Annotated in this window: 24 protein-coding genes and 1 tRNA gene; 8 read left to right on the top strand and 17 right to left on the bottom strand. The window is 59.1% G+C overall.

Features of this window, described 5'->3' with window-relative positions; translation table 11 throughout:
* Window positions 1–2: 2 nt before the first annotated feature.
* The 6 genes from FHT85_RS15500 to FHT85_RS15475 form a co-directional block, all read right to left on the bottom strand.
* The gene (locus FHT85_RS15500; protein ID WP_409527332.1) at window positions 3–791 is read right to left on the bottom strand and encodes a CpaD family pilus assembly protein; all 789 of its coding nucleotides are present in this window, start codon (window positions 789–791) and stop codon (window positions 3–5) included.
* A 13-nt stretch (window positions 792–804) separates the two neighbouring features.
* Window positions 805–2,304 carry a type II and III secretion system protein family protein gene (locus FHT85_RS15495; protein WP_112412762.1) on the bottom strand — a complete coding sequence of 500 codons (1,500 nt, stop codon included), beginning with the start codon at window positions 2,302–2,304 and terminating at the stop codon, window positions 805–807.
* Window positions 2,305–2,318: 14 nt separating this feature from the next.
* Window positions 2,319–3,134: a Flp pilus assembly protein CpaB gene (gene cpaB, locus FHT85_RS15490; protein WP_112412763.1), complete on the bottom strand. Its 816-nt coding sequence runs from the start codon at window positions 3,132–3,134 to the stop codon at window positions 2,319–2,321.
* Between the two features lie 173 nt (window positions 3,135–3,307).
* Complete coding sequence (locus FHT85_RS15485; protein WP_112412764.1) at window positions 3,308–3,811, bottom strand: prepilin peptidase; 504 nt, start codon at window positions 3,809–3,811, stop codon at window positions 3,308–3,310.
* A gap of 95 nt (window positions 3,812–3,906) precedes the next feature.
* Window positions 3,907–4,089: a Flp family type IVb pilin gene (locus FHT85_RS15480; protein ID WP_112412765.1), complete on the bottom strand. Its 183-nt coding sequence runs from the start codon at window positions 4,087–4,089 to the stop codon at window positions 3,907–3,909.
* 295 nt (window positions 4,090–4,384) lie between these two features.
* Window positions 4,385–4,570, bottom strand: coding sequence for a Flp family type IVb pilin (locus tag FHT85_RS15475; protein WP_112412766.1), 186 nt, complete (start codon window positions 4,568–4,570; stop codon window positions 4,385–4,387).
* 401 nt (window positions 4,571–4,971) lie between these two features.
* On the opposite strand from FHT85_RS15475, the gene FHT85_RS15470 reads away from it, so the two are divergent.
* The 7 genes from FHT85_RS15470 (at window position 4,972) to FHT85_RS15440 (ending at window position 10,479) form a co-directional block, all read left to right on the top strand.
* Window positions 4,972–5,397 (top strand): pilus assembly protein N-terminal domain-containing protein, encoded by a 426-nt coding sequence (locus FHT85_RS15470; protein WP_112412767.1) that lies wholly within the window; start codon window positions 4,972–4,974, stop codon window positions 5,395–5,397.
* A 153-nt stretch (window positions 5,398–5,550) separates the two neighbouring features.
* Window positions 5,551–6,171, top strand: coding sequence for a TadE/TadG family type IV pilus assembly protein (locus tag FHT85_RS15465; protein ID WP_112412768.1), 621 nt, complete (start codon window positions 5,551–5,553; stop codon window positions 6,169–6,171).
* A 14-nt stretch (window positions 6,172–6,185) separates the two neighbouring features.
* Window positions 6,186–6,758, top strand: coding sequence for a TadE/TadG family type IV pilus assembly protein (locus tag FHT85_RS15460; RefSeq protein WP_112338550.1), 573 nt, complete (start codon window positions 6,186–6,188; stop codon window positions 6,756–6,758).
* A gap of 133 nt (window positions 6,759–6,891) precedes the next feature.
* Window positions 6,892–8,112, top strand: a complete 1,221-nt coding sequence (locus tag FHT85_RS15455) for a phosphopentomutase (protein ID WP_112412769.1) — start codon at window positions 6,892–6,894, stop codon at window positions 8,110–8,112.
* Window positions 8,109–9,077, top strand: coding sequence for an adenosine deaminase (locus FHT85_RS15450; RefSeq protein ID WP_112412770.1), 969 nt, complete (start codon window positions 8,109–8,111; stop codon window positions 9,075–9,077). Before FHT85_RS15455 ends, FHT85_RS15450 begins: the two co-directional genes overlap by 4 nt.
* 121 nt (window positions 9,078–9,198) lie before the next feature.
* Complete coding sequence (upp, locus tag FHT85_RS15445) at window positions 9,199–9,828, top strand: uracil phosphoribosyltransferase (protein WP_015338410.1); 630 nt, start codon at window positions 9,199–9,201, stop codon at window positions 9,826–9,828.
* A 126-nt stretch (window positions 9,829–9,954) separates the two neighbouring features.
* The gene (locus FHT85_RS15440; protein ID WP_112412771.1) at window positions 9,955–10,479 is read left to right on the top strand and encodes a TIGR02281 family clan AA aspartic protease; all 525 of its coding nucleotides are present in this window, start codon (window positions 9,955–9,957) and stop codon (window positions 10,477–10,479) included.
* A gap of 49 nt (window positions 10,480–10,528) precedes the next feature.
* Here FHT85_RS15440 and deoA read toward each other — a convergent pair whose 3' ends face one another.
* From deoA to FHT85_RS15395, 9 genes are all read right to left on the bottom strand, one after another.
* The gene (deoA, locus tag FHT85_RS15435; RefSeq protein WP_112412772.1) at window positions 10,529–11,836 is read right to left on the bottom strand and encodes a thymidine phosphorylase; all 1,308 of its coding nucleotides are present in this window, start codon (window positions 11,834–11,836) and stop codon (window positions 10,529–10,531) included.
* Window positions 11,837–11,839: 3 nt separating this feature from the next.
* Window positions 11,840–12,613 carry a deoxyribose-phosphate aldolase gene (gene deoC, locus FHT85_RS15430; RefSeq protein WP_112338444.1) on the bottom strand — a complete coding sequence of 258 codons (774 nt, stop codon included), beginning with the start codon at window positions 12,611–12,613 and terminating at the stop codon, window positions 11,840–11,842.
* Complete coding sequence (locus FHT85_RS15425; RefSeq protein WP_112412773.1) at window positions 12,610–13,416, bottom strand: purine-nucleoside phosphorylase; 807 nt, start codon at window positions 13,414–13,416, stop codon at window positions 12,610–12,612. The genes deoC and FHT85_RS15425 overlap by 4 nt, the downstream gene beginning before the upstream one ends.
* Complete coding sequence (locus FHT85_RS15420) at window positions 13,413–13,805, bottom strand: cytidine deaminase (protein WP_112412774.1); 393 nt, start codon at window positions 13,803–13,805, stop codon at window positions 13,413–13,415. Before FHT85_RS15420 ends, FHT85_RS15425 begins: the two co-directional genes overlap by 4 nt.
* 3 nt (window positions 13,806–13,808) lie before the next feature.
* Window positions 13,809–14,780: an ABC transporter permease gene (locus tag FHT85_RS15415; RefSeq protein ID WP_112412775.1), complete on the bottom strand. Its 972-nt coding sequence runs from the start codon at window positions 14,778–14,780 to the stop codon at window positions 13,809–13,811.
* A gap of 10 nt (window positions 14,781–14,790) precedes the next feature.
* Window positions 14,791–15,894 carry an ABC transporter permease gene (locus tag FHT85_RS15410; RefSeq protein WP_112338447.1) on the bottom strand — a complete coding sequence of 368 codons (1,104 nt, stop codon included), beginning with the start codon at window positions 15,892–15,894 and terminating at the stop codon, window positions 14,791–14,793.
* Between the two features lie 7 nt (window positions 15,895–15,901).
* Entirely contained in the window at window positions 15,902–17,413 is a 1,512-nt protein-coding gene (locus FHT85_RS15405; RefSeq protein ID WP_112399443.1) for an ABC transporter ATP-binding protein, read from the bottom strand.
* 80 nt (window positions 17,414–17,493) lie between these two features.
* A complete protein-coding gene (locus FHT85_RS15400) occupies window positions 17,494–18,489 on the bottom strand; it encodes a BMP family protein (RefSeq protein WP_041677159.1) in 996 nt (331 codons plus the stop codon).
* A gap of 364 nt (window positions 18,490–18,853) precedes the next feature.
* Window positions 18,854–19,171: a hypothetical protein gene (locus FHT85_RS15395; RefSeq protein ID WP_112412776.1), complete on the bottom strand. Its 318-nt coding sequence runs from the start codon at window positions 19,169–19,171 to the stop codon at window positions 18,854–18,856.
* 233 nt (window positions 19,172–19,404) lie between these two features.
* On the opposite strand from FHT85_RS15395, the gene FHT85_RS15390 reads away from it, so the two are divergent.
* Window positions 19,405–19,494: transfer RNA gene (locus FHT85_RS15390), tRNA-Ser, on the top strand.
* 16 nt (window positions 19,495–19,510) lie between these two features.
* On the opposite strand, the gene FHT85_RS15385 is transcribed toward FHT85_RS15390, so the two are convergent.
* Both FHT85_RS15385 and FHT85_RS15380 read right to left on the bottom strand, forming a co-directional pair.
* Window positions 19,511–20,038 carry a helix-turn-helix domain-containing protein gene (locus FHT85_RS15385; RefSeq protein ID WP_312861347.1) on the bottom strand — a complete coding sequence of 176 codons (528 nt, stop codon included), beginning with the start codon at window positions 20,036–20,038 and terminating at the stop codon, window positions 19,511–19,513.
* 41 nt (window positions 20,039–20,079) lie between these two features.
* Window positions 20,080–20,616 carry a dihydrofolate reductase family protein gene (locus tag FHT85_RS15380; RefSeq protein WP_112412778.1) on the bottom strand — a complete coding sequence of 179 codons (537 nt, stop codon included), beginning with the start codon at window positions 20,614–20,616 and terminating at the stop codon, window positions 20,080–20,082.
* Window positions 20,617–20,636 lie beyond the last annotated feature (20 nt).

Below are 20,636 nucleotides of genomic sequence, written 5' to 3'. Positions count from 1 at the left end.
GTTCATTGGCCCGAGCCGCCGGAACCACTGAAACCGCCAACCGTGGCGGTACTCGTCGGGACCGAGCCATTGCGATAATTGTCGATCACCTTGCTACGCTGATCGGTATCGATCGGCGACACGGCGCGCGGCGAGATCAGATCCGTCGGATTGGCGACTTGCGCCGCCAGATTATGCTGTGTGGCGCAGCCGAAATTGTAGTAGTTCTGGTTGTCGAAAGCGTTGTCCGAAAGATCGTCCGGCCATTGACCGCATGTGTTGGTGAGCGCCGTCGTCGCTGTGAAGCGCAGGCGAATCGGAGCCGCATCGCCTGGGTCGCCAGCCCCATAGTAGCTGTCGACGATGCGGGCCGACGGAATGCCGTTCGCAACCAGCTCCCTGCGGATCTGCTGACGCAACGCAGATGCCGCCAACGAATTCATCGATCCCCTGGGGGCAAGGATTTCGACCGTTCCGCTCGCACGAGTGCGGTAATCCTGGACAAACCCGCGGATGGTATCGCGCATTCCCGTCGTCAGGCGACGGTCGCTGGCGGCAACCGGGATATCGAGATTGTGTTCTTTCTCCGTCAACACGATCGGATGACGTTGCCGATAATCGTCATTGATCGCGCTGGTGGTCATGCGATCACGTGAATCGGCGCAGCTGCTGATAGTTGCAGCCGTCACGATCAGGGCCGGCACCATCAGAGCCATCCTGAGGGAACGGGACCGGCCGGTGCGAGGCGCTTTGTGCTCCAGGCCGGTCAATTTTGGATCTTTCGTTGATCCGGTTGAAAAGGCGCGCGTCATGATCGGTCTCTCCTCACTTGTAGATGAAGCCGACAGTGCCGTGGAAATCGGCATCGGCGACCGGCGGCCCGTCCTTGCGGCCGTAGATCTTGTTGACACGATTCATGAAGACGCCGCTGATATCGTTGCTCGGCGAGAAGTTATCGTCGGGGCGGGCAAGCTGGCTACGGGCGACCGGCCTCACCAAATAAGGCGTCGCGATGATGACCAGCTCGGTTTCATCGCGCTGAAAGCTCTTTTGACGGAAGAGAGCGCCGAGAATCGGAATCTTCGAGGCGCCCGGCGTGCCGTTGGTGGTCTGCTGAATGGTATCGCTCAGGAGACCGGCCAAAGCGATCGAGCCGCCCGACGGCAACTCCACCGAAGTATCGGCGGCGCGCTGGTTGTAGGTTGCCGTACCGGCGTTGGCCGTGCCAACCGGATTGGAGACCTGGGTCTGCACATGCAGAGCGATTCGTCCGGCAGACAGCACGACAGGCGTGAAGGCCAAACTGATACCGTAGGTGAAGGGCGTGACCGTGACGGTCCCGTCCTTGTTCGTGACGGCGTATAGGGTCTGACCGCCCGAATTGAAGGTCGCGGCCTGGCCGGAGATCGCCGTCAACGTCGGCTCGGCCAGCGTACGGACGGCCCCAGCCTGCTCGAGAGCATTGAGGTAGGTGCTGATATCATATTTGCCGATGGCGGTCTTGAACAAGCTGGCCAGGCCGCCGCCGCCGGCCGCCGCAGTCCCATCCGCGCCAGGACTGCCGAGCTGGGCAACCGTCAAGCCGGAAGAATTCCTGACGAGATTGTCGAAGCCGATCTGCTTCAGCACGCTGCGTTTGATTTCGGCAACGGTCACCTTGAGCGTCACCTGATCCTCGCCTTCGATCTGCAGCATGTTGACGATCTGTGAGGTCTGCCGTGTTTCCGCGAAAATGGCGACCGCATTGTTGTCGCCGCTGCCCGAGGCAGTCTGGTTTCGAGTGGTCGCTTCGCCGCCTTTGAGGAAAGCCTGTGCAAGCTGCTCGGCACGTGTCGCATCTTGGGGCGTGCGCACCGTACCGGTCATGACGATGTTGTCGGAAACGATCTCGACGTTGATGTCGGAGTCCGGAATGAAGCGCTTGAGATTGGCCTGAAGTCCGGCAATGTCGCGCTCGATCTGCAGATCGAGACTGACGATCTCCTTGCCGTCGGCGCCGAAGATGAAGATGTTGGTCTGGCCGACCGTCTTGCCGAAAAGATAGATGCGGCGCGAGGTTCGCGTCACTGCATCGGCCATTTTGGGATCGGAGACGAGGATATCGTGGGCATCGGCCGGCAGATCGACGACAAGAGCCTTGTTGAGGCCCAGCTTCAATGTGCGCTTCGTGCCCAGGCCGGCTATCGTCACGATGCTGTCGGAACCGCCCGCGAAGGCCGTAGGCGTGCGCAGAAAAGCCGGTCCCAGAGGCAGCCCGGCAAAGGCAACGGAGAAGGAAAGGCTTACGCCGAGGGAGAGGCTGGCTTTGTTGCTTGTCTTGAACATGGTCTCGCCCCTTCTCACTGCGGCTTCGGCCCGGTCGGGCCGTCGGTCACGATTGCTCCGGATTTGATGACCTGGATCATGCTGCCGCCATTGTCGCCGGCGAGAAGATAATCGGCGGCCGTCGTATCGGACTGCTGCGCGTCCGCAACAGAGCGCAATGCCAGCGTCAGGCGATCGGCCATCTGATGCGCGACCGCCAGGACCTTCGTCTGGTCCGGCGTCAGCTCCAGCGTCGCGGTTGCGCCGACGACGGCCTTGCTTCCGTCCTGCTTTTCCTCGATCTGCTGATCGACTGCCAGAACGCGAACGTTGCTGAGCACGGTTTCGGTGACGAGTTGCTGCTGCGAACCCTTGCGCACCATGATGACGTCGACACGATCATTCGGAAGAATGAAACCACCCGCGCCGGTGGAGACGGAAATCTCCGTGGCGACGGCCCGCTTGCCCGCCGGCAGCAAGGACGAAAGGATACGGCTATTGGAATCGGCAATCTTTTCCTCGCGGATGGGCTCGCCCTCGAAGATCGGCAGGCGAACAACAGCGCCTGTCAGATCTTTCAGAGCGTCGGGCCGTTCGCGTTCGGTGACGAGGCCTTTGACGAGACCGCTCTCGGGCCAAGGCATCCAATGGATCGACTGTCCGTTGAGACGAGAACCGACGGGCAGATTGGCACCGGCAACGAGGACGTTGACCGTCGCCTCCTTCTCCACGACCGCCGCGATCTGCTGGGGAACGATATCGCGCGAACCCGCCAGGCGCATCGCGAGCAGACCGGCCATCCCGGCTGCGACGGCTGCCACTGCGAGTATCATTATGCGAGCGGGTTTCATGGTCATTCCTTGAGGAACAGGATTCTTCGCCCTGCAGAATGACCGGCAATTGGTGTAATTATGGTTAATGGGTGGTTACATTTATTGTTATTTAACCATGATTACTTGGTGTATATTAGGGCTCGCTTTCAAAAAAGCGCACCTATACTCCTCCGTTAAGGTTCGGAGTACTTTTAAGTCGCAGCCCCCAGAAGAACCGCTGAGGAAGGGAAAGCAAGCATCCCGCCAATCGCGATGGCGATGCCGTAAGGGATTTTTTTGGCACCCGTCAGCGAATGCGGCAAGGGCAGGCCCATAGCCATGATGGTGATGGCCTGCGATCTCAGCAGGATGACCAAAACAGTGACAGCGCCGCCGATGAACGCGACGTAAACCAAGAACTCTATGAGAGAGGAATCGAACCCGAACCAAAGCGCAGCCGCCGCAAGCAGCTTCGCGTCGCCGCCGCCCATGATGTTCAGTGCGAACAGCGTGAAGCAGGCAAAGAACACAGCGCCCGCTCCGGCAAGATGCATGGCGATTTCAACGGTCGAAAGCCCCGAGATCGGCGCCAGTACAAGGAACGAGACCGCAAGCGCCAACGACACGCGATTCGGGATCGTCATGGTCAATAGATCCGAGATCGCCGCGATTGACATGCAGAGCGGGAAAATAAATAGTGCCGCAGCTTCAAGCATGACAATGATACAGCCTGATATGTTAAAAGGTAAAATCGCTCATTTTTGCTGAACGGTTTCTTTCTCAGACATTCCGTCGCACGACTAAGATTTTTTTAATTTGCTGCCGAAGCCGTGCTCATCTTGGTCGAGATATTCTGGAAGGTATTATTCAACGTACTGCCGAGGGTGGTCGCGCCGGTGATAATGGCGACCGAGATCAGGGCGGCGATCAGACCGTATTCGATTGCAGTCGCGCCTGATTCGTCCTTCAGAAAGCACGAAAAAAGTTTGGACATGAATTTACTCCTTTCATTTTGTCGACAGCGTGTGTGCCAACTGTTGCCGTTGATTCGATGAGTGCATGGTACTCCGTGCCACTGCCACCGCTCCAGTTGCTAACCAATGCGTATGGGGGGAAGTAAACTGTACTGCAGATCGGAGATCGCGCGATTGACATGCAGAGCGGAAATATTAGTAATATCAATGCTCTAGCATTACATATCGACCGTCTACAGCGAAGTTAAGAATATTGAAAACCGCTCATTGTGCCGAGCGGCTTTCGCTGAGAAGCTCACCTAAACATATATAGGCTTACTTGTTGACCGCAGAGGCAGTGCCCATCTTCGTCGAGATATTCTGGAAGGTGTTATTCAACGTACTACCGAGGGTCGTCGCGCCGGTAATGATGGCGACCGAGATCAGGGCGGCGATCAGGCCATATTCAATTGCGGTCGCGCCGGATTCATCCTTCAGGAAACGCGAAAAAAGCTTGGACATAAGTTTAACTCCACTTGTTGACAGCACGTCCGCCAACTGTTGCCGTTGATCGGATGAACTGCACGGTAGCTGCCCGCCGTTTCCATCGCTTTAAAGAATTAGGTTAATGCACAGTAAATACAAAAGCGAAAATAGAATAGTTAACGCAAGTTTTATGTTCTTCTTTCCGTTTTAAAGAAGTTTTTCAACCAAATGGAAATTATTAGATGCGCGAATATTAGCGCGAGATACGATTTGTCTTAAAACAATACACGATTTTCGCAATGATAGGATGATATGGTGGTCGAATGAGACATTAGAGCCATAATCGAACGATACCGGATTAGCTTAATCGTTCATTCACCATTCTTTCCCATTCTATCCGGAATTCTTTTCGCCATAGCGTTCCAAGAGGCCAAGCCATGCCAGTCGGCGGCAGAACAGCATTCCTTGCCTGCATTGTTGCCGTGGCCGGCATGATGCCGCAGCTTTCCCACGCCGCCGGAGAAAGCATGCTGCGCGTCTATATGGATCACGCGCGCGTATTGAAGCTGGACCGCCCTGTCAGCAAGGTTATCGTCGGCAATTCGCAGGTTGCCGATGCAACGGTCGCCGATCCGAAAACCATCGTACTGACAGGCCGAAGCTTCGGCACGACAAATATCATCCTGCTCGATACCGACGGCAATGCGATCGTCGACGAGCAGATCCTGGTATCGATCGACGAAGGCAATACGGTCCGCGTTTTCCGCCAGACGGATCGCGCCGTGTTGTCATGTACGCCGAATTGCGAACAGCATGCCCAGCAAAACAATACGGCGACGCCGACCGCGGCCGCAGGGCCATAATAACATTCGATAACGCAAATATTCTAAAGTACTTTCAAAGAATTATATTGCGATCGATAATCCTGGTTTCCTCTAAATATGAATAGAGAAGAGAAACGGATTATCAAGAAAGCAACTCTAGTGTCCTCCGCGTTTAAACATCGCGGATGACCTATGACGCCAGACAACGCGCTTCTCGCCAATACAAGCCCTGCACGGCAGCATGCCCGGGGTAGATTGCGCGAATTCGTGCGCTCTCGCGATGGGACGGCAGCGATCGAATTCGCTCTGCTCGCGATTCCTTATTTTCTGATCATCTTCGCCATTATCGAAACCTTTGTCGCCTTTACTGCGGAACAAGTCGTTTCGAACGCCGTCGATACTCTGTCGCGTCAGATCAGAACCGGGCAGATTACTGCGGCCAATACCAGCTCGCAGCAATTCCGGCAGGCATTCTGCAATCAGATTTCCGTGCTCATTACCTGCTCATCTTCCGAACTACAGACGCCCACAAACCTTTACCTCGATGTGCAGAGCTATTCGAGCTTCGCATCCATGCCGACAACAATCCCTCGCAAATCCTCAACCGATCCCTATTCCGACCTCAGCACCACAGGTTTCGCCTTCACACCGGGCGGGGCCAAGTCGCTGAACATGGTGCGCGCCTACTATCGCTGGGGGATCATAACGGACCTGCTGCGCCCCTATCTGACCAACGTGCACCCGACTGACGGTTCGGCCTCGGTCTATCTCATCGTCGCAACGGCGGCCTTTCAGAACGAGAATTATCCGTGAGCAGGGCCGCAAACATGACCGCGAAAGAAAATGCGCCCTCGGGCATGTTGCGGCGATTCGCCCGCGACGAGCGCGGCGTGGGCGCGATCGAATTCGCCATTCTTTTTCCCGTATTGCTGATGCTCTATCTCGGTGCCTTCGAGCTTACCGTCGGCCTCAGCGCCTCGAAACGAGCCAGCCGCTCGGCCGGTTCGATCGCGGACATCGTCTCGCAGCAATCGTCGATCACAAAGTCCGTGCTTGCGACAATGCCCTCGGTCGCCGGCGCCATCTTCGCACCCTATGGCACCACCGGCCTGACGCTGAAGATCACCGGCATCACCATCGACGCCTCAGGCAAGGCGACAGTCGCATGGTCCTGGGCGCAGGACGGAACCAGGCCATATACGGTTGGCTCGACGGTCACTTTGCCGGCCAACATGAACCAGGCAAGCACATTCCTCGTCCGCAGCGAACTTGCCCTCCCCTATCAGCTCCTCAGCTTTGGTGCCAATTTCCTGCCAAGCGGTACAAACCAGATCACCATCAGCCGGCAATATTACTATCGCCAGCGTGTCGGAACTTCGATCAGCTGCAGCGATTGCTGAGAACGCCGCCGCAGAGAGGCGCCTGGCGGGGCTTCTAAACGGAAAATTGCCAAGTCGATGCCTCCGTTATATGGGTGACGTCCAATGACCCGGAAGACCTCCCCGGGGTGACGGTATTGTTATCGGGTGATCTATGGCGCGCGCCTTTCTCTTCGTTCTGGATTCTTTCGGCGTGGGTGGCGGCCCCGATGCGGCAAGCTACGGGGATGAAGGCGCCGACACGCTTGGCCATATCGCGGAATTCTGCGCTGCGGGCGCAGCCGATCGGACAGGCCTGCGCCAAGGCCCGTTGACATTGCCGATCCTATCGGGCCTCGGCCTGTTGGAGATCGCCAAGGCGGCAACGGGCAACTATCCCGCGGGCATGCCGCTACCGGAAAAACTGTATGGTCTCTATGGCTGCGCCAATGAAGTCTCCCGCGGCAAGGATACGCCATCGGGCCATTGGGAGATCGCCGGAACGCCCGTCATGTTCGACTGGGGGTACTTTCCGGCCGAGGGCGATGCCTTTCCGCCGGAGCTGGTGAAGGCCATCTGCGAAGCCGCCGATCTGCCGGGGATTCTCGGCAATTGCCATGCCTCCGGCACGGATATCATTGCAAAGCTCGGCGAAGAGCACATCCGCAGCGGCAAGCCGATCTGCTATACCTCGTCCGACTCCGTCTTCCAGATTGCAGCGCATGAGCAGCATTTCGGCCTAGACCGGCTGATCGGCCTCTGCAAGATCGTACGCACGCTGCTCGATCCCTACAATATCGGCCGCGTCATCGCCCGCCCCTTCATCGGCGAGACGGTGGCGACATTCGAGCGAACCGGCAATCGCCGCGACTTTTCCGTTCTGCCGCCCGAACCGACGCTGCTCGACCGTCTGGTCAAGGCTGAACGCACGGTGCACGCCGTCGGCAAGATCGGCGATATCTTTGCCCATCAGGGCGTCTCCAGGGTCGTCAAGGCCAATGGCAACATGGCGCTGATGGACGCGACGCTGAAGGCCATGGACGAAGCCGAGGATGGCGATCTGGTCTTCACCAATTTCGTCGATTTCGACATGGTCTATGGCCATCGCCGCGACGTGCCAGGCTATGCCGCAGCGCTCGAAGACTTCGACGCGCGCCTGCCTGAGGTGCATAAGAAGCTGAAGGCCGGCGATCTCGTCATTCTGACCGCCGATCATGGCTGCGACCCGACTTGGCGCGGCACCGATCATACACGCGAGCGCGTGCCCGTCATGGCTTACGGGCCGGGCATTCGTTCCCGATCCATCGGCGTCCGTCAGACCTATGCGGATATCGGCGAGACGGTTGCGAAACATTTGGGAATTGCGGCAGGACCGCACGGGAGGAGCTTCCTTTGACATCGCATTTGAAGAAGGTGGAGCTGCACTGCCATCTGGAGGGAGCGGCTCCACCGGCGTTGACCCTCGCACAAGCGGAGAAATACGGAGTCGATACCAGCGCCTTCCTCAAGGACGGTATTTACCTTTGGAAGGATTTTGCCGAATTCCTCGTCTGCTACGACAAGGTTTCCGAGGTCTACCGCACCGAGGAAGACTATGCGCTTCTGACGGAAACCTATCTGGAAGAGCTTGCCGACATCGGCACGATCTATAGCGAACTCATCGTCTCGCCCGACCATGGCGATCGCATCGGCCTCGGCGCCGACGCCTATATGGCAGGCGTTTCGGCTGGCATCCGTGCAGCCAAGGCCAAGACCGGCATCGAGGCACGGCTGATCGTAACCGGCGAACGTCATTTCGGCCCGGAGCGCGTGGTGAAGGCGGCGGAATATGCCGCCAAGAGCGACAATCCGCTGATCACCGGCTTCAACATGGCCGGCGAAGAGCGCATGGGCCGCGTCGCCGATTATGCCCGCGCCTTCGACATCGCCCGCGAGGCCGGTCTCGGCATCACCATCCATGCCGGCGAAGTGTGCGGTGCATTTAGCGTCGCCGACGCGGTGGATCTGGTGCGCCCGCAGCGTATCGGCCATGGCGTGCGCGCCATTGAGGACATGGATCTCGTCAGGCGTCTTGCCGATCTCGGCACCGTGCTGGAGGTGTGCCCCGGCTCCAACGTCGCACTCAATGTTTTTCCGGATTTCCAGTCGCATCCACTGCGCAAGCTGCGCGACGCCGGCGTGAAGGTCACGATCAACTCCGACGATCCGCCGTTCTTCCACACCTCGCTCGAGCGAGAATACGAGCTTGCGTCGTCAGCCTTCGGCTTCAGCGACGACGAGATCGATGCGATGACGCGCACGGCGATCGAAGCGGCGTTTGTGGACGAGGCGACACGGGCGTCGCTGCTCGCAAAGCTGTAAAATGAGGGTTTTGGCCGCAGATTGGGGATGAAATCTCACAAAGCGGCCTATTTTCTTGCACCAGAGGCAATTTCCGTGGAAGAACCATCTTATATCGCGGAATTACTGGAAGGCTGAAACCATGGACGGCGTCACTGTCATCGATCACCCGCTTGTGCAACACAAGCTCACAATCATGCGCAAGAAAGACACGTCGACGGGAAGCTTCCGCCGGCTGCTGCGAGAGATTTCGACGCTGCTCTGTTACGAAGTGACCCGCGATCTGGAGCTGACCATCGAGACCATCGAGACGCCGCTGCAGCCGATGGATGCGCCGATCCTCGAGGGCAAGAAGCTGGTCTTCGCCTCGATCCTGCGCGCCGGCAACGGCCTGCTTGAAGGCATGCTCGATCTCGTGCCTTCGGCCCGCGTCTCGCATATCGGCGTCTACCGCGATCATGAAACGCTGCAACCGGTCGAATATTACTTCAAGGCGCCCGAGGATATTTCCGAGCGCCTGATCATCGTCGTCGATCCAATGCTCGCGACCGGCAATTCCTCGATTGCCGCCATCGAAAAGCTGAAGGAGCGCGGTGCGCACAATATCCGCTTCCTCTGCCTGCTGGCGGCTCCCGAAGGCATCGCCAATTTCCGCAAGGCGCATCCGGACGTTCCGGTGTTCACGGCCGCCATCGACAGCCACCTGAACGAAAAGGGCTATATCGTCCCCGGCCTCGGCGATGCCGGCGACCGCATGTACGGCACCAAGTAAATCCGCTCTAATACTTTTCAGGAAGCCCGGCAGTTATTCGACTGCCGGGCTTTTTATTGATTGCTTTAGCATCCTTTCAGCACTCTCGGCTTATAAATGGCATGGCCCGCAGGAGGGGCCTTGCCGATGCTCGTTCGCGTTCTTGCCTTTGCCGGTGTCATCGCCGTTGCGGCGACCCAGGTGCCGATGCTGGTGAGTACCTATAGCGAACATGCCGCGAAACCGGCGCCGGTCGAAGCGGTTTCGCTTGCCGCACCGAAGGCGGAAGCTCCCGTTTCCTATGGCAGCGTTCAGCTGCGCGCCAATGCGGGCGGCCACTATGAAGGCGATTTCACCATCAATGGCCGCTCTGTGCACGGGATGATCGATACCGGCGCGACCTATGTGGCAATGAACGAAAGCACCGCGCGCAGCCTCGGCTTCAGCGGCGTCGATCTCGACTATCGCTACACGGTCAAGACCGCGAATGGCACGTCAAAGGTCGCCCACATCAAACTCGACCGCCTGGAAATCGGCACGATCCGGGTCCGCGATATCGAGGCCGTGGTGGCAAAGGATAACGCATTGAGCACAACGCTGATCGGCATGAGCTTCATGACGAAGCTGAACTCCTATGGTGTTCAGAACGGCACATTGCTTCTGAAGCAATAGGATAGAAAGCCTTCCCGAGACTGTGAAGTGGCCGACTGGCGCCTTCAGATCAAATCCGTCTGAGAATGACAGGCGACAAAGCGGGCGCCGTATCCATGATGCGATAGTTAGCCGACAAAGCGACCGCGGCCTTTTGCGCGCTTGCCTCGTCGGCGGCGTGCACGGTGGCGATACGATCGCCCCTGCTCACCTTCGTTCCGAGTGGCAGAATGTCTGTGAAGCCGACGCGATGATCGATCTTGTCCTGCGGGCGGCGACGGCCGCCGCCGAGATCGATGACGCTCATGCCTATCTCCCGCGCATCACAGGCGCCAAGCCAGCCATCGGCCGCGGCGAGAACGGGCTTCTGCACCGGCGCACTCGCCAGATAGCGATCCGGGTGTTCCAGTAGATCTGCGGGGCCGCCAAGGGCGTGCACCATACGGCCGAAGATCTCTGCCGCCTTGCCGGATGCCAGAGCCTCGCGCGCCCTTCTCTCCCCATCGGCAGCACTTGCGGCAATGCTGGCTTGAATGAGCATTTCAGCTGCGAAGGCCAACACGACGGTCTCGAGCCGCGTGCCTGCCTTGTTGCCCTTCAGGAAATCCAGGCAGTTGCGAAGCTCGACCACATTGCCCGCCGCATCGGCTAGGGGCTGGTTCATGTCGGTAATCAGGGCCGAAGTCTTGACCCCGCCGCCATTGGCCACCTCCACCAGCGAGCGCGCCAACGTCTCGGCTTCTTCCTGCGAGGTCATGAAGGCGCCGTTGCCGATCTTGACGTCGAGCACCAGCGTTTCCAGCCCCGCCGCCAGTTTCTTCGACAGGATGGAGGCGGTGATCAACGGTACGGAATCGACGGTCGCGGTGACATCGCGCACCGCATAGAGCTTGCCATCGGCGGGCGCCAGCGCGCCGGTCTGGCCGATGATGGCGCAGCCAACCTCATCGACCACCTTGCGGAAACGGGCGGCATCCGGCTTGATCCCGTAACCGGGAATGGATTCCAGCTTATCCAGCGTGCCGCCGGTGTGGCCGAGACCGCGACCCGAAATCATCGGCACGGCGAGGCCGCAGGCGGCGGCAATTGGGGCGAGCATCAGCGAAACGTTATCACCAACGCCGCCAGTCGAATGCTTGTCGGCAATCGGCCCGTCGATGCCTTGCCAGGAGAGGGTATCGCCGGAGCGGGCCATGGCGAGCGTCAGCGCCACCGTTTCCTCCCGCGTCATACCGCGAAACCAGACGGCCATGGCAAAGGCGCCGATCTGGCTTTCGGCCAGTTCGCCACGGCCTAATGCGCCGATAAACGCATCGATATCGGCGGCCGAGAGGGTGGCGCCGTTACGCTTCTGCCGGATGATCTCCTGCGGGATCATGGATCAATAGCCTGAAGACGCCGTCTTGGACTCACCACCGGCCAGCACGTTCAGGATATCGTCGAGCAGGCTCGATGCACCGAAACGGAAGGTCGAAGGCATAGCCCAATCAGGTGTCATGATGGTCTCGGCAAGGCTGAGATACAGAGCCGCGTCGGAGACAGAGCCGATGCCGCCCGCCGGCTTGAAGCCGACGTTGCGACCGCTAGCACGGATGGCGCGCAGCATGATGTCAGCGGCTTCGAGCGTCGCGTTGACGGCGACCTTGCCGGTGGATGTCTTGATGAAGTCGGATCCGGCATCGATCGCGAGTTCCGATGCGCGCTGGATCAGTGCAACATCCTTAAGCTCGCCTGTTTCGAGGATCGTCTTCAGAAGGACGGGGCCTTTGCATTCGGCCTTTACCGCGGCAACCATATCGGTGACGGCCTGCTCATTGCCCGCCAGAAAGGCGCGATAGGGAATGACCAGATCGATCTCGTCGGCGCCATCGGCAATGGCTTCGCGCGCTTCGGCAGCAACATCGGCCACCTCCATATCGCCGGCCGGGAAATTCACCACGGTCGCAATCTTTATGGCATGATCGACACCGAGAATGCCGCGCGCCTGTGCGACGAAACGCGGCCAGATGCAGATGGCGGCCGTATTGCCATAGGGCGATTGCGCACGGGCGCACAGCGCCTCGATCTGAGCCGGGGTGCAGTCATCCTTGAGATTGGTGAGATCGAGAAGGGAAAGCGCGACGGCTGCCGTTTCTCTCAGCGAATGGCCGGTCATTGTGGATCTCCTTCGTCCGCGATCATTTCTTTCAGGATAGCGGCAAGCCGCGCGCCGCCGACCGGAGCCATGTCCTTCGTCTCCTCATGCGAGAGCTCGCCGCCGGTCATGCCAGCACCATAGTTAGTGATGACGGAGGCAGCGGCAACCCTCAAACCGAAAAGACGCGCCAGGATGACTTCCGGCACCGTCGACATGCCGACGGCATCGGCACCGAGGATGCGCGCCATGCGGATCTCGGCCGGCGTTTCGAAGCTCGGGCCGGAAAACCACATATAGACGCCATGTGACAGCTTGATCTCGGCCTTTTCCGCCGCCTTGCGCATGCGCATGATGAGGTCGAGGTCGTAGGCGCTGGTCATGCCGACGAAGCGCCTGTCGCTTTCTTCGCCGATCAGCGGGTTCATGCCGGAATAGTTGATGTGATCGGTGATCTGCATCACCGAGCCCGGCGGCATTTCTTCGCGCAGCGATCCGGCCGAATTCGTCAGGATAAGCGTATCGACGCCAAGCGCCTTTAGGGCTTCGATTGGCGCACGCATGGCATTGGCGTCGCCCTTTTCGTAATAATGCACCCGGCCGGAAAGCATGATGACGGGGACTTCGCCGAGCTTGCCTGCGACCAGCGCGCCGGCATGGCCGGAGACGGCGCTGACCGGGAAGCCGGGCAGATCGGCATAGGGAATGCGCAGCGCGTCCTTGACCTCATCCACGAGAGCGCCGAGGCCGGAGCCCAGGATGATGCCATAGCGCGGCTTCAGCTCGCCGAGCTTCTCGGTGAGGATATCGACGGCCGCGCTCATCCGAGCACCTCCGTTTCGAAGCTGAAGGGCAACATTTCGTCCATGGTCATGGTCTTCTTCACGCCAGTTTCGTCGCAAAGATAGATGCGCGTCTCCTTGCTGGCAAATTCGGCGATCTTCTGCCGGCAGCCGCCGCAAGGCGGGCAGAGCGGCAGCTTCTCGGCGATGACGGCAATCTCGACGATCTTCTTGGCACCGCCCATGATCATCTGGCCGATTGCCGTCGGTTCGGCGCACCAGCCCTGCGGGAAGGAGAGGTTCTCGATATTGGCGCCGGTATAGATCTTGCCGTCCTCCGCACGGATCGCCGCGCCAACGGGAAACTTCGAATAGGGAGCATGCGCGAACGCCATCGCGCTGCGCGCAGCCTCGAACAGATCATGCGACATAGACTAGCGCTCCTTGGTATAGGGCACGCCACCGGCCTTCGGGGGCTTGGCGACGCCGATAAAGCCTGCAAGCAGGATGCAGGTGAGGATATAGGGCAGCGCCTGGAAAATCTGTACCGGCACCTCGCCGATGCCCGGAACCGCCTTGCCCTGCATGAAATTGGCGAAGGCGTCAAGGAAGCCGAACAGAAGGCAGGTGAACATGACCGGCACCGGCTTCCATTTTGCGAAGATCAGTGCGGCAAGCGCGATATAGCCCTTGCCCGCCGACATGTTGTTGATGAAGGCAGCCGACTGGGCGATGGCGAGGTAGGTGCCGGAAAAGCCGCAGAGAATGCCGGCTGCTATCAGCGAGCGATAGCGCAGCCATTCGACCGAGATGCCGGCGGTATCGACGGCGCCGGGATTTTCGCCGACGGCACGCAGCCGCAGACCGAAACGGGTGCGATAAAGAATCCACCAGGAAATCGGCACCGTCAGGAAGGCCAGATAAGTCAGGATATTGTTGCCGGAGATGACATTCGCATAGAGCGGCCCGATGAACGGAACGTCGCGAAGGGCATCAGCGCCGGGCAGGGTGATGCCGGAAAAACGTGCAGAGGCAGGCAAAGTGGGCGTACGGCCACCCTGACCGAACCAGGCTTGACCGAGAACGATGGTCAGGCCAGCCATCAGGAAGTTGATCGCGACGCCTGAAACGATCTGATTGCCGCGATTGGTGATCGATGCGAAACCGTGCAACAGGCCGACGACGACCGAGACAAGAATGCCCGCGCCAAGGCCGGCCCAGGGTGAGCCGCTGATCGAGGCGACGCAGGCGGCAGCAAAAGCCGAGGCCAGCATCTTGCCTTCAAGGCCGATATCGAAGATGCCGGCGCGCTCGGAAAACAGGCCCGCCAGCGCCGTGAAGATCAACGGAATCGACAGGCGGATCGTCGAACCAAGTATGCTGATGAGAAGATCATAATAGTCCATCGTCCGATCCTCACGTCCTGGCGAATGTCTGGTAGATGCGCACGAGCGCAGGTCGGAACATATATTCGAGGGCACCGGCAAACAGGATGACGAGACCCTGGATCACCACGATCATGTCGCGCGTGATGTTCGGCATGTCGAAGGAGAGCGCATCGCCGCCCTGATAGAGAATGCCGAACAGGATCGCCGCCACGATGATGCCAAGCGGATGATTGCGGCCCATCAGCGACACGGCGATGCCGACGAAGCCCGCACCGAGCACGAACTCGACCTGCAGGCGCGCTGAAGCGCCCATGACGGGATTAAGCGCCATCATGCCGGCAAGGCCGCCGGAAAGCAGCATGGCGATAACGACCGTTCGGGCATAGGGAATGCCGGCATAGACCGCAGCGGTCGGGCTGAGACCCAGCGTGCGCATTTCATAGCCGAGCTTGGTGCGCCAGACGAGCACCCATACCAGGAAGCACATGACCAGCGCGATCAGGAATGAGACGTTGAGCGGTGCCGCACCGATGGTCGAGCCGAACATATCCATCAACCAGCCGAGCTTCGGCAGCTGACCGCCCTCCAGAAAGGTGCGGGTTTCAGGGGCCATCTTGCCCGGAACGATCAGTATATGCACGAGCAGGAAGTTCATCATCGCCGATGCGATGAAATTGAACATGATCGTCGTGATGACGACGTGGCTGCCCCGCTTGGCTTGCAGCCAGGCAGGAATGAAGGCCCAGAGCGCCCCGAAGATCGCCGCGCCGATGACGGCAAAGGGCATCGTCACATACCAGGGCACATAATGGTCGAGGGTCAGCGCCACCAGGGCGCAGCCAAGACCGCCGACATAGGCCTGGCCTTCCGAACCGATATTGAAAAGGCCGGCATGGATGGCGACGGCGACCGACAGGCCGGTGAAGATAAAGCTCGTCGCATAATACAGCGTGAAGCCGATGCCTTCGCCGCTGCCAAGCGCGCCCTGCAGCAGCAGGACAAGCGCATCGAGCGGGCTCTCGCCGATGAACCAGACGACGAGGCCGGAGATCAGGAAGGCAACAATGAGATTGAGAAGGGGGATCAGACCGTAGGTGATCCAATTGGGGAGCGGAACGGACGCCGTGCTCATATACGCCTCACGCGGCAATGCCGGCCATCATCAGGCCGAGTGTTTGTTCACCGGCCTCAGCCGACTTTTCACCGACGATATGGCCGGCGAACATGACGAGGATACGGTCCGAAAGCGCACGGATCTCATCCAGCTCCACCGAAACCAGCAGGATGGCCTTGCCGGCGTCGCGCATCTCGATGATGCGGCGATGGATGAACTCGATTGCGCCGATGTCGACGCCGCGCGTCGGCTGGCCGATCAGCAGAGCCTTCGGATCGCGCTCGATCTCACGGGCTACGACGATCTTCTGCTGGTTGCCGCCGGAAAAATTGGCTGTTTTCAGCCGCGCGTTCGGCGGGCGGATATCGTATTTCTCGATCTTTTCGATGGCATCCTTGCGCATGGCATCGAGATCGAGCATGCCGCCGCGCCCGTATTTGCGGTCGCGGTGATAGCCGAGCATGGAATTCTCATACTCCTCGAACTTTAGGACGAGGCCCATGTGATGGCGATCTTCCGGAATATGGGCAAGGCCAAGGTCGCGAAGTGCCGCGGGATCGGCATTGCCGATCGGCTTGCCATGCAGAAGGATCTCGCCCGAGGCCGGCTTGCGGATACCGGCGATGGCCTCCAGCAATTCCGATTGGCCGTTTCCGGCAACGCCGGCAATACCGACGATCTCGCCCGCGCGAACGTCGAAGGAGACGTTGTCAACCATGGTGACGCCGCGACCGTCCTTGACGGTGAGATTGCGCACCGAGAGCAGAATCTCGCCCGGATTGGGTTCACCCTTCTCCACGCGCAGCAGCACGCGGCGGCCGACCATCAGTTCGGCCAGCTCCTCGACGGTGGTTTCCGCCGTCTTGCGCGTGGCCACCATCTCGCCGCGGCGCATGACCGACACCGTATCGGTGATCGCCATGATCTCGCGCAGCTTATGGGTGATGAGGATGATCGTCTTGCCCTGATCGCGAAGGACGCGAAGGATGCGGAAGAGATTGTCCGCTTCTGCCGGCGTCAAGACGCCGGTGGGTTCGTCGAGAATGAGGATCTCGGCGCCGCGATACATCGCCTTCAGGATCTCGACGCGTTGCTGCTGGCCGACGGGGAGCTCTTCGATCAATGCATCTGGATCGACTTCCAGGCCATAATCCTTCTCCAGCCGGTTGAGTTCGGCACGTGCGGCCGCTACCCCCTTGGCGAGAAGCGCGCCGCCTTCGGCGCCCAGCATGACGTTTTCAAGGACGGTAAAATTGTCGACCAGCATGAAATGCTGGTGCACCATCCCGATACCAGATGCAATTGCCGTCTGGCTGTCGCGGATGGCGATGGGATTGCCGTTGATGCGGATTTCGCCGCTGTCGGCCTGATAGAATCCGTAGATGATCGACATGAGAGTCGATTTCCCGGCACCGTTTTCGCCGATGATCCCGTGGATCGAGCCCTTGGCGACGGTCAGGTTGATATCTTTATTGGCGTGGACAGCACCGAACTTCTTGTCGATGCCCACGAGCTCGATGGCAGAGATTTGGCTCACTATAGGGGCTCCAGAAACCGGTTTCCGGATAAGAAAAGGGCGTATGACGTTTTTGTCCCGTCATACGCCCTTATTTCATATCAGTTCTTCGGGCAGGCGTTGTCGGTCAGATAATCGTGGACCTTGATGGTGCCAGCGACGATATCGGTCCGGGCCTTGTCGACTGCAGCCTGCATTTCCGGAGTGACGAGCGACTTGTTGTTGTCGTCCATAGCGACGGCGACGCCGTCTTCCTTCAGGCCGAGTTCCTGCGTACCAGGCGTGAACTTGCCGTTCTTGGCGTCGCTGAAGGCATTGTAAACCGCGAGGTCGACGCGCTTGACGACGGAGGTCAGAACGGAACCCGGATGCAGGTAGTTCTGGTTCGAATCGACGCCGATCGACAGCTTCTTGTTGTCGGCGGCGGTCTGGAGCACGCCGAGGCCGGTTGCGCCGGCAGCCGCGTAGACAACGTCTGCGCCCTGGTCGATCTGGTTCTTGGTGAGTTCGCCACCGCGAACCGGGTCATTCCAGGCAGCGCCGGTCGTGCCGGTCATGTTCTGGAAAACTTCGATCTTCGCATTGGTGGCACGCGCACCGAGCTCGTAGCCGCATTCGAACTTGCGGATCAGCGGAATGTCCATGCCGCCGACGAAGCCGATCTTGCCGGACTTCGATGCAATGGCAGCCATGACGCCGGCGAGATAGGAGCCCTCGTTTTCCTTGAACTTGACCGAGCGGACGTTCGGCAGATCAAGGCTGTCGTCGATCAGGACGAATTCGGTCTTCGGATATTCGGCAGCAACCTTCTGAAGTGCCGAGGTCCATGCGAAAGAAACAGCGATAACCGGATTGAAGCCCTTGCTCGCGAAGTTGCGCAGCGCCTGTTCGCCCTGGGTGTCGCCCGTCGGCTCGAAGTCGCGGTAAGCGATGCCGGTTTCCTTCTTGAATTTTTCGGCGCCGTTATAGGCAGCTTCGTTGAAGGATTTGTCGAACTTGCCGCCGGTTCCGTAAACGATTGCCGGCTTGATATCGGCCGCAAGCGCCGTTGCCGACATGGCAGCCAGGGCGAAAAGGGTCAAAAGGGATTTTTTCATGTGGTGCAGCCCTATTGTTTCTATCTTGTTGGGTCCTCCCGCAAGCCCGTTGACCGGGCAAGTCTGCGGAACCGCCGACCTCCCCGAGGCCAAGCTGGCGCGCATCCTTGCATGGCTGCATGAAAAATTCACGAGAAATTTTTCAGTTGGTAAAGATTTGTGGGAATTGGTGAAAACCCATCCAAACGACCCTTTTTTTAAACAATTTCGGGCCAAAACTGCAATTTTATTGGTCAGAACAGCTGCCGGTCAGCTCTCCGCAATCGCCCCTTTTGCTCACCACGGCATAGCTGCAAGCCCATCGCCAGACATTCTCCGACGTCACCAAAATCCCCAAATGGCACAGAGCGAAACGCAGCCCCTTTCAGGCGCTGAAGCGTCCGGCTGCGGGCTGACGCTTATAGGCGATCACCCACAGAAGCAGCGAGATCACCAGAAAGACCGCAAAGGCCGGCTGAAACAGCAGCCATTGCATCGCCAAGTCATAGAAGCGGGGATGAACATAATAGGCGATGGTCGAGCGAAGGCTTGCCAGCGATGAAGGGCTGACATCGTTCCACGCATCGCCCATCGGGGTCATGACCACGGCGGAAGCCGCCACGGATTGAATGGAATCGATGGTGCCCGCGATCACAGCCACCACCAGCGCGACAAGGCTGGTAAAACGCAACAGGAAACGCATAAACTCCTCCCGATACTCAACTACGTCACGCCTTTGCGGGCAGACCGGTCTTATGCCGCCTCATCCATTTCCTTAGATAAGTGGAGCGCGAAATAAGCGCAATGGGGATGAGACGCAGAGTTTTTTGTCCAGAAGTCAAAAAACTGTCAGATTCGGGTTGATCCTAGAAAATTCATCGGTATATATCGCGCCGTTCCCACAATAGCTCCTTTATCGGATGCGAAAGTGCAGATGGACAGGTGGCCGAGTGGTTTAAGGCGCACGCCTGGAACGCGTGTGTGCGTGAAAGCGTACCGTGGGTTCGAATCCCACCTTGTCCGCCATTTACAACTGTTTATTCTACACCTCCAGACAGTCCAGTAATTCAGAGATCGCGCGTTCATAATTCGCATGCTCCGGGTCCGTTGCTGCCGGCTGTGGGCCATTCGCGTCCGTCGCCACGGCAAGCGCTGCACCGTGCGTATAATCGACAAGAATATGCACCCATAGCAGAGCTTGCGACGGCGAAAGGCCAAGTTCTCCCAGCAGATCCGTCAGGTTGTCGGTGATCCGCCTTGCATGGTCTGGAAATACGGCTGGCCGGTTGAAGATCGCAAGGGTCAGACCTGGATAGCGCACCACCTTTGCCCGATACGCCTTTAGCAAGCCCTCTATTCGAGACCGAACCGCTCCCTCCGGAGGCGCGGCAACGTCGGCATAGACGCTCTCCGCCAGTGCCTTGATCAATCCGTCCCGGTCCTGGAAGTGGTGATAGATCGTCATCGGGTTGACATTCGCACGCGTGGCGACCGCCCGCATCGTCAGATTTTCAAATCCCTCGCTGCTCAGGAGAGCCAAAGCCTCCGAAAGAATTTTTGCCGGCGACACGCCGTTCTCATCGGCGCGTGGCCGGCCTCGGCTTCGCTTGGTCATTTCGCAACTGTGTAGGTCGTTTGCACCAACCCGGAGGGAAATGGACAGGTGCTCACATGCGTGAGATGAACGTCGCGCGAGAGCGGGCCGAACAGGGGGCGGCCGCTGCCGAGCAGTATCGGAACGCGCGTGATGACCAGATCGCTGATCAAGCCCTCCCGGAGGAAGGACTGGATGATCCGCCCGCCGTCGACATAGACGCGGCGACACCCTTCCGCTTCGAGCATGACCATAGCCTGCTTCGGCGACTTCCGCGTGAAACGGACCTTGCCGGCAAGCTCGGACGGAACCGGCTGTTCTGCCAGGGTGGCCGAAAGAACGAGCACCGGGCGCGTATAGAGCCATGGCTTCATGTCGCGGACTGCATCGAAGGTGCCCCGGCCCATTATGATGGCGTCGATGTCTTCGATGAAATCATCGTAGCCATGGTCTTCGCCGGAAGCGTCATACCTGAGCAACCACTCGATGTCGCCGTCATCACGAGCGATGAACCCATCCAAGCTGGTTGCTATGAAAACATGGCCGCTCATCATCGCATCTCCATAATTATACT

It is taken from the genome of Rhizobium sp. BK312 (assembly GCF_014193605.1).
Lineage (GTDB): Bacteria > Pseudomonadota > Alphaproteobacteria > Rhizobiales > Rhizobiaceae > Rhizobium.
This window is presented reverse-complemented; position numbering and strand designations above follow the sequence as displayed.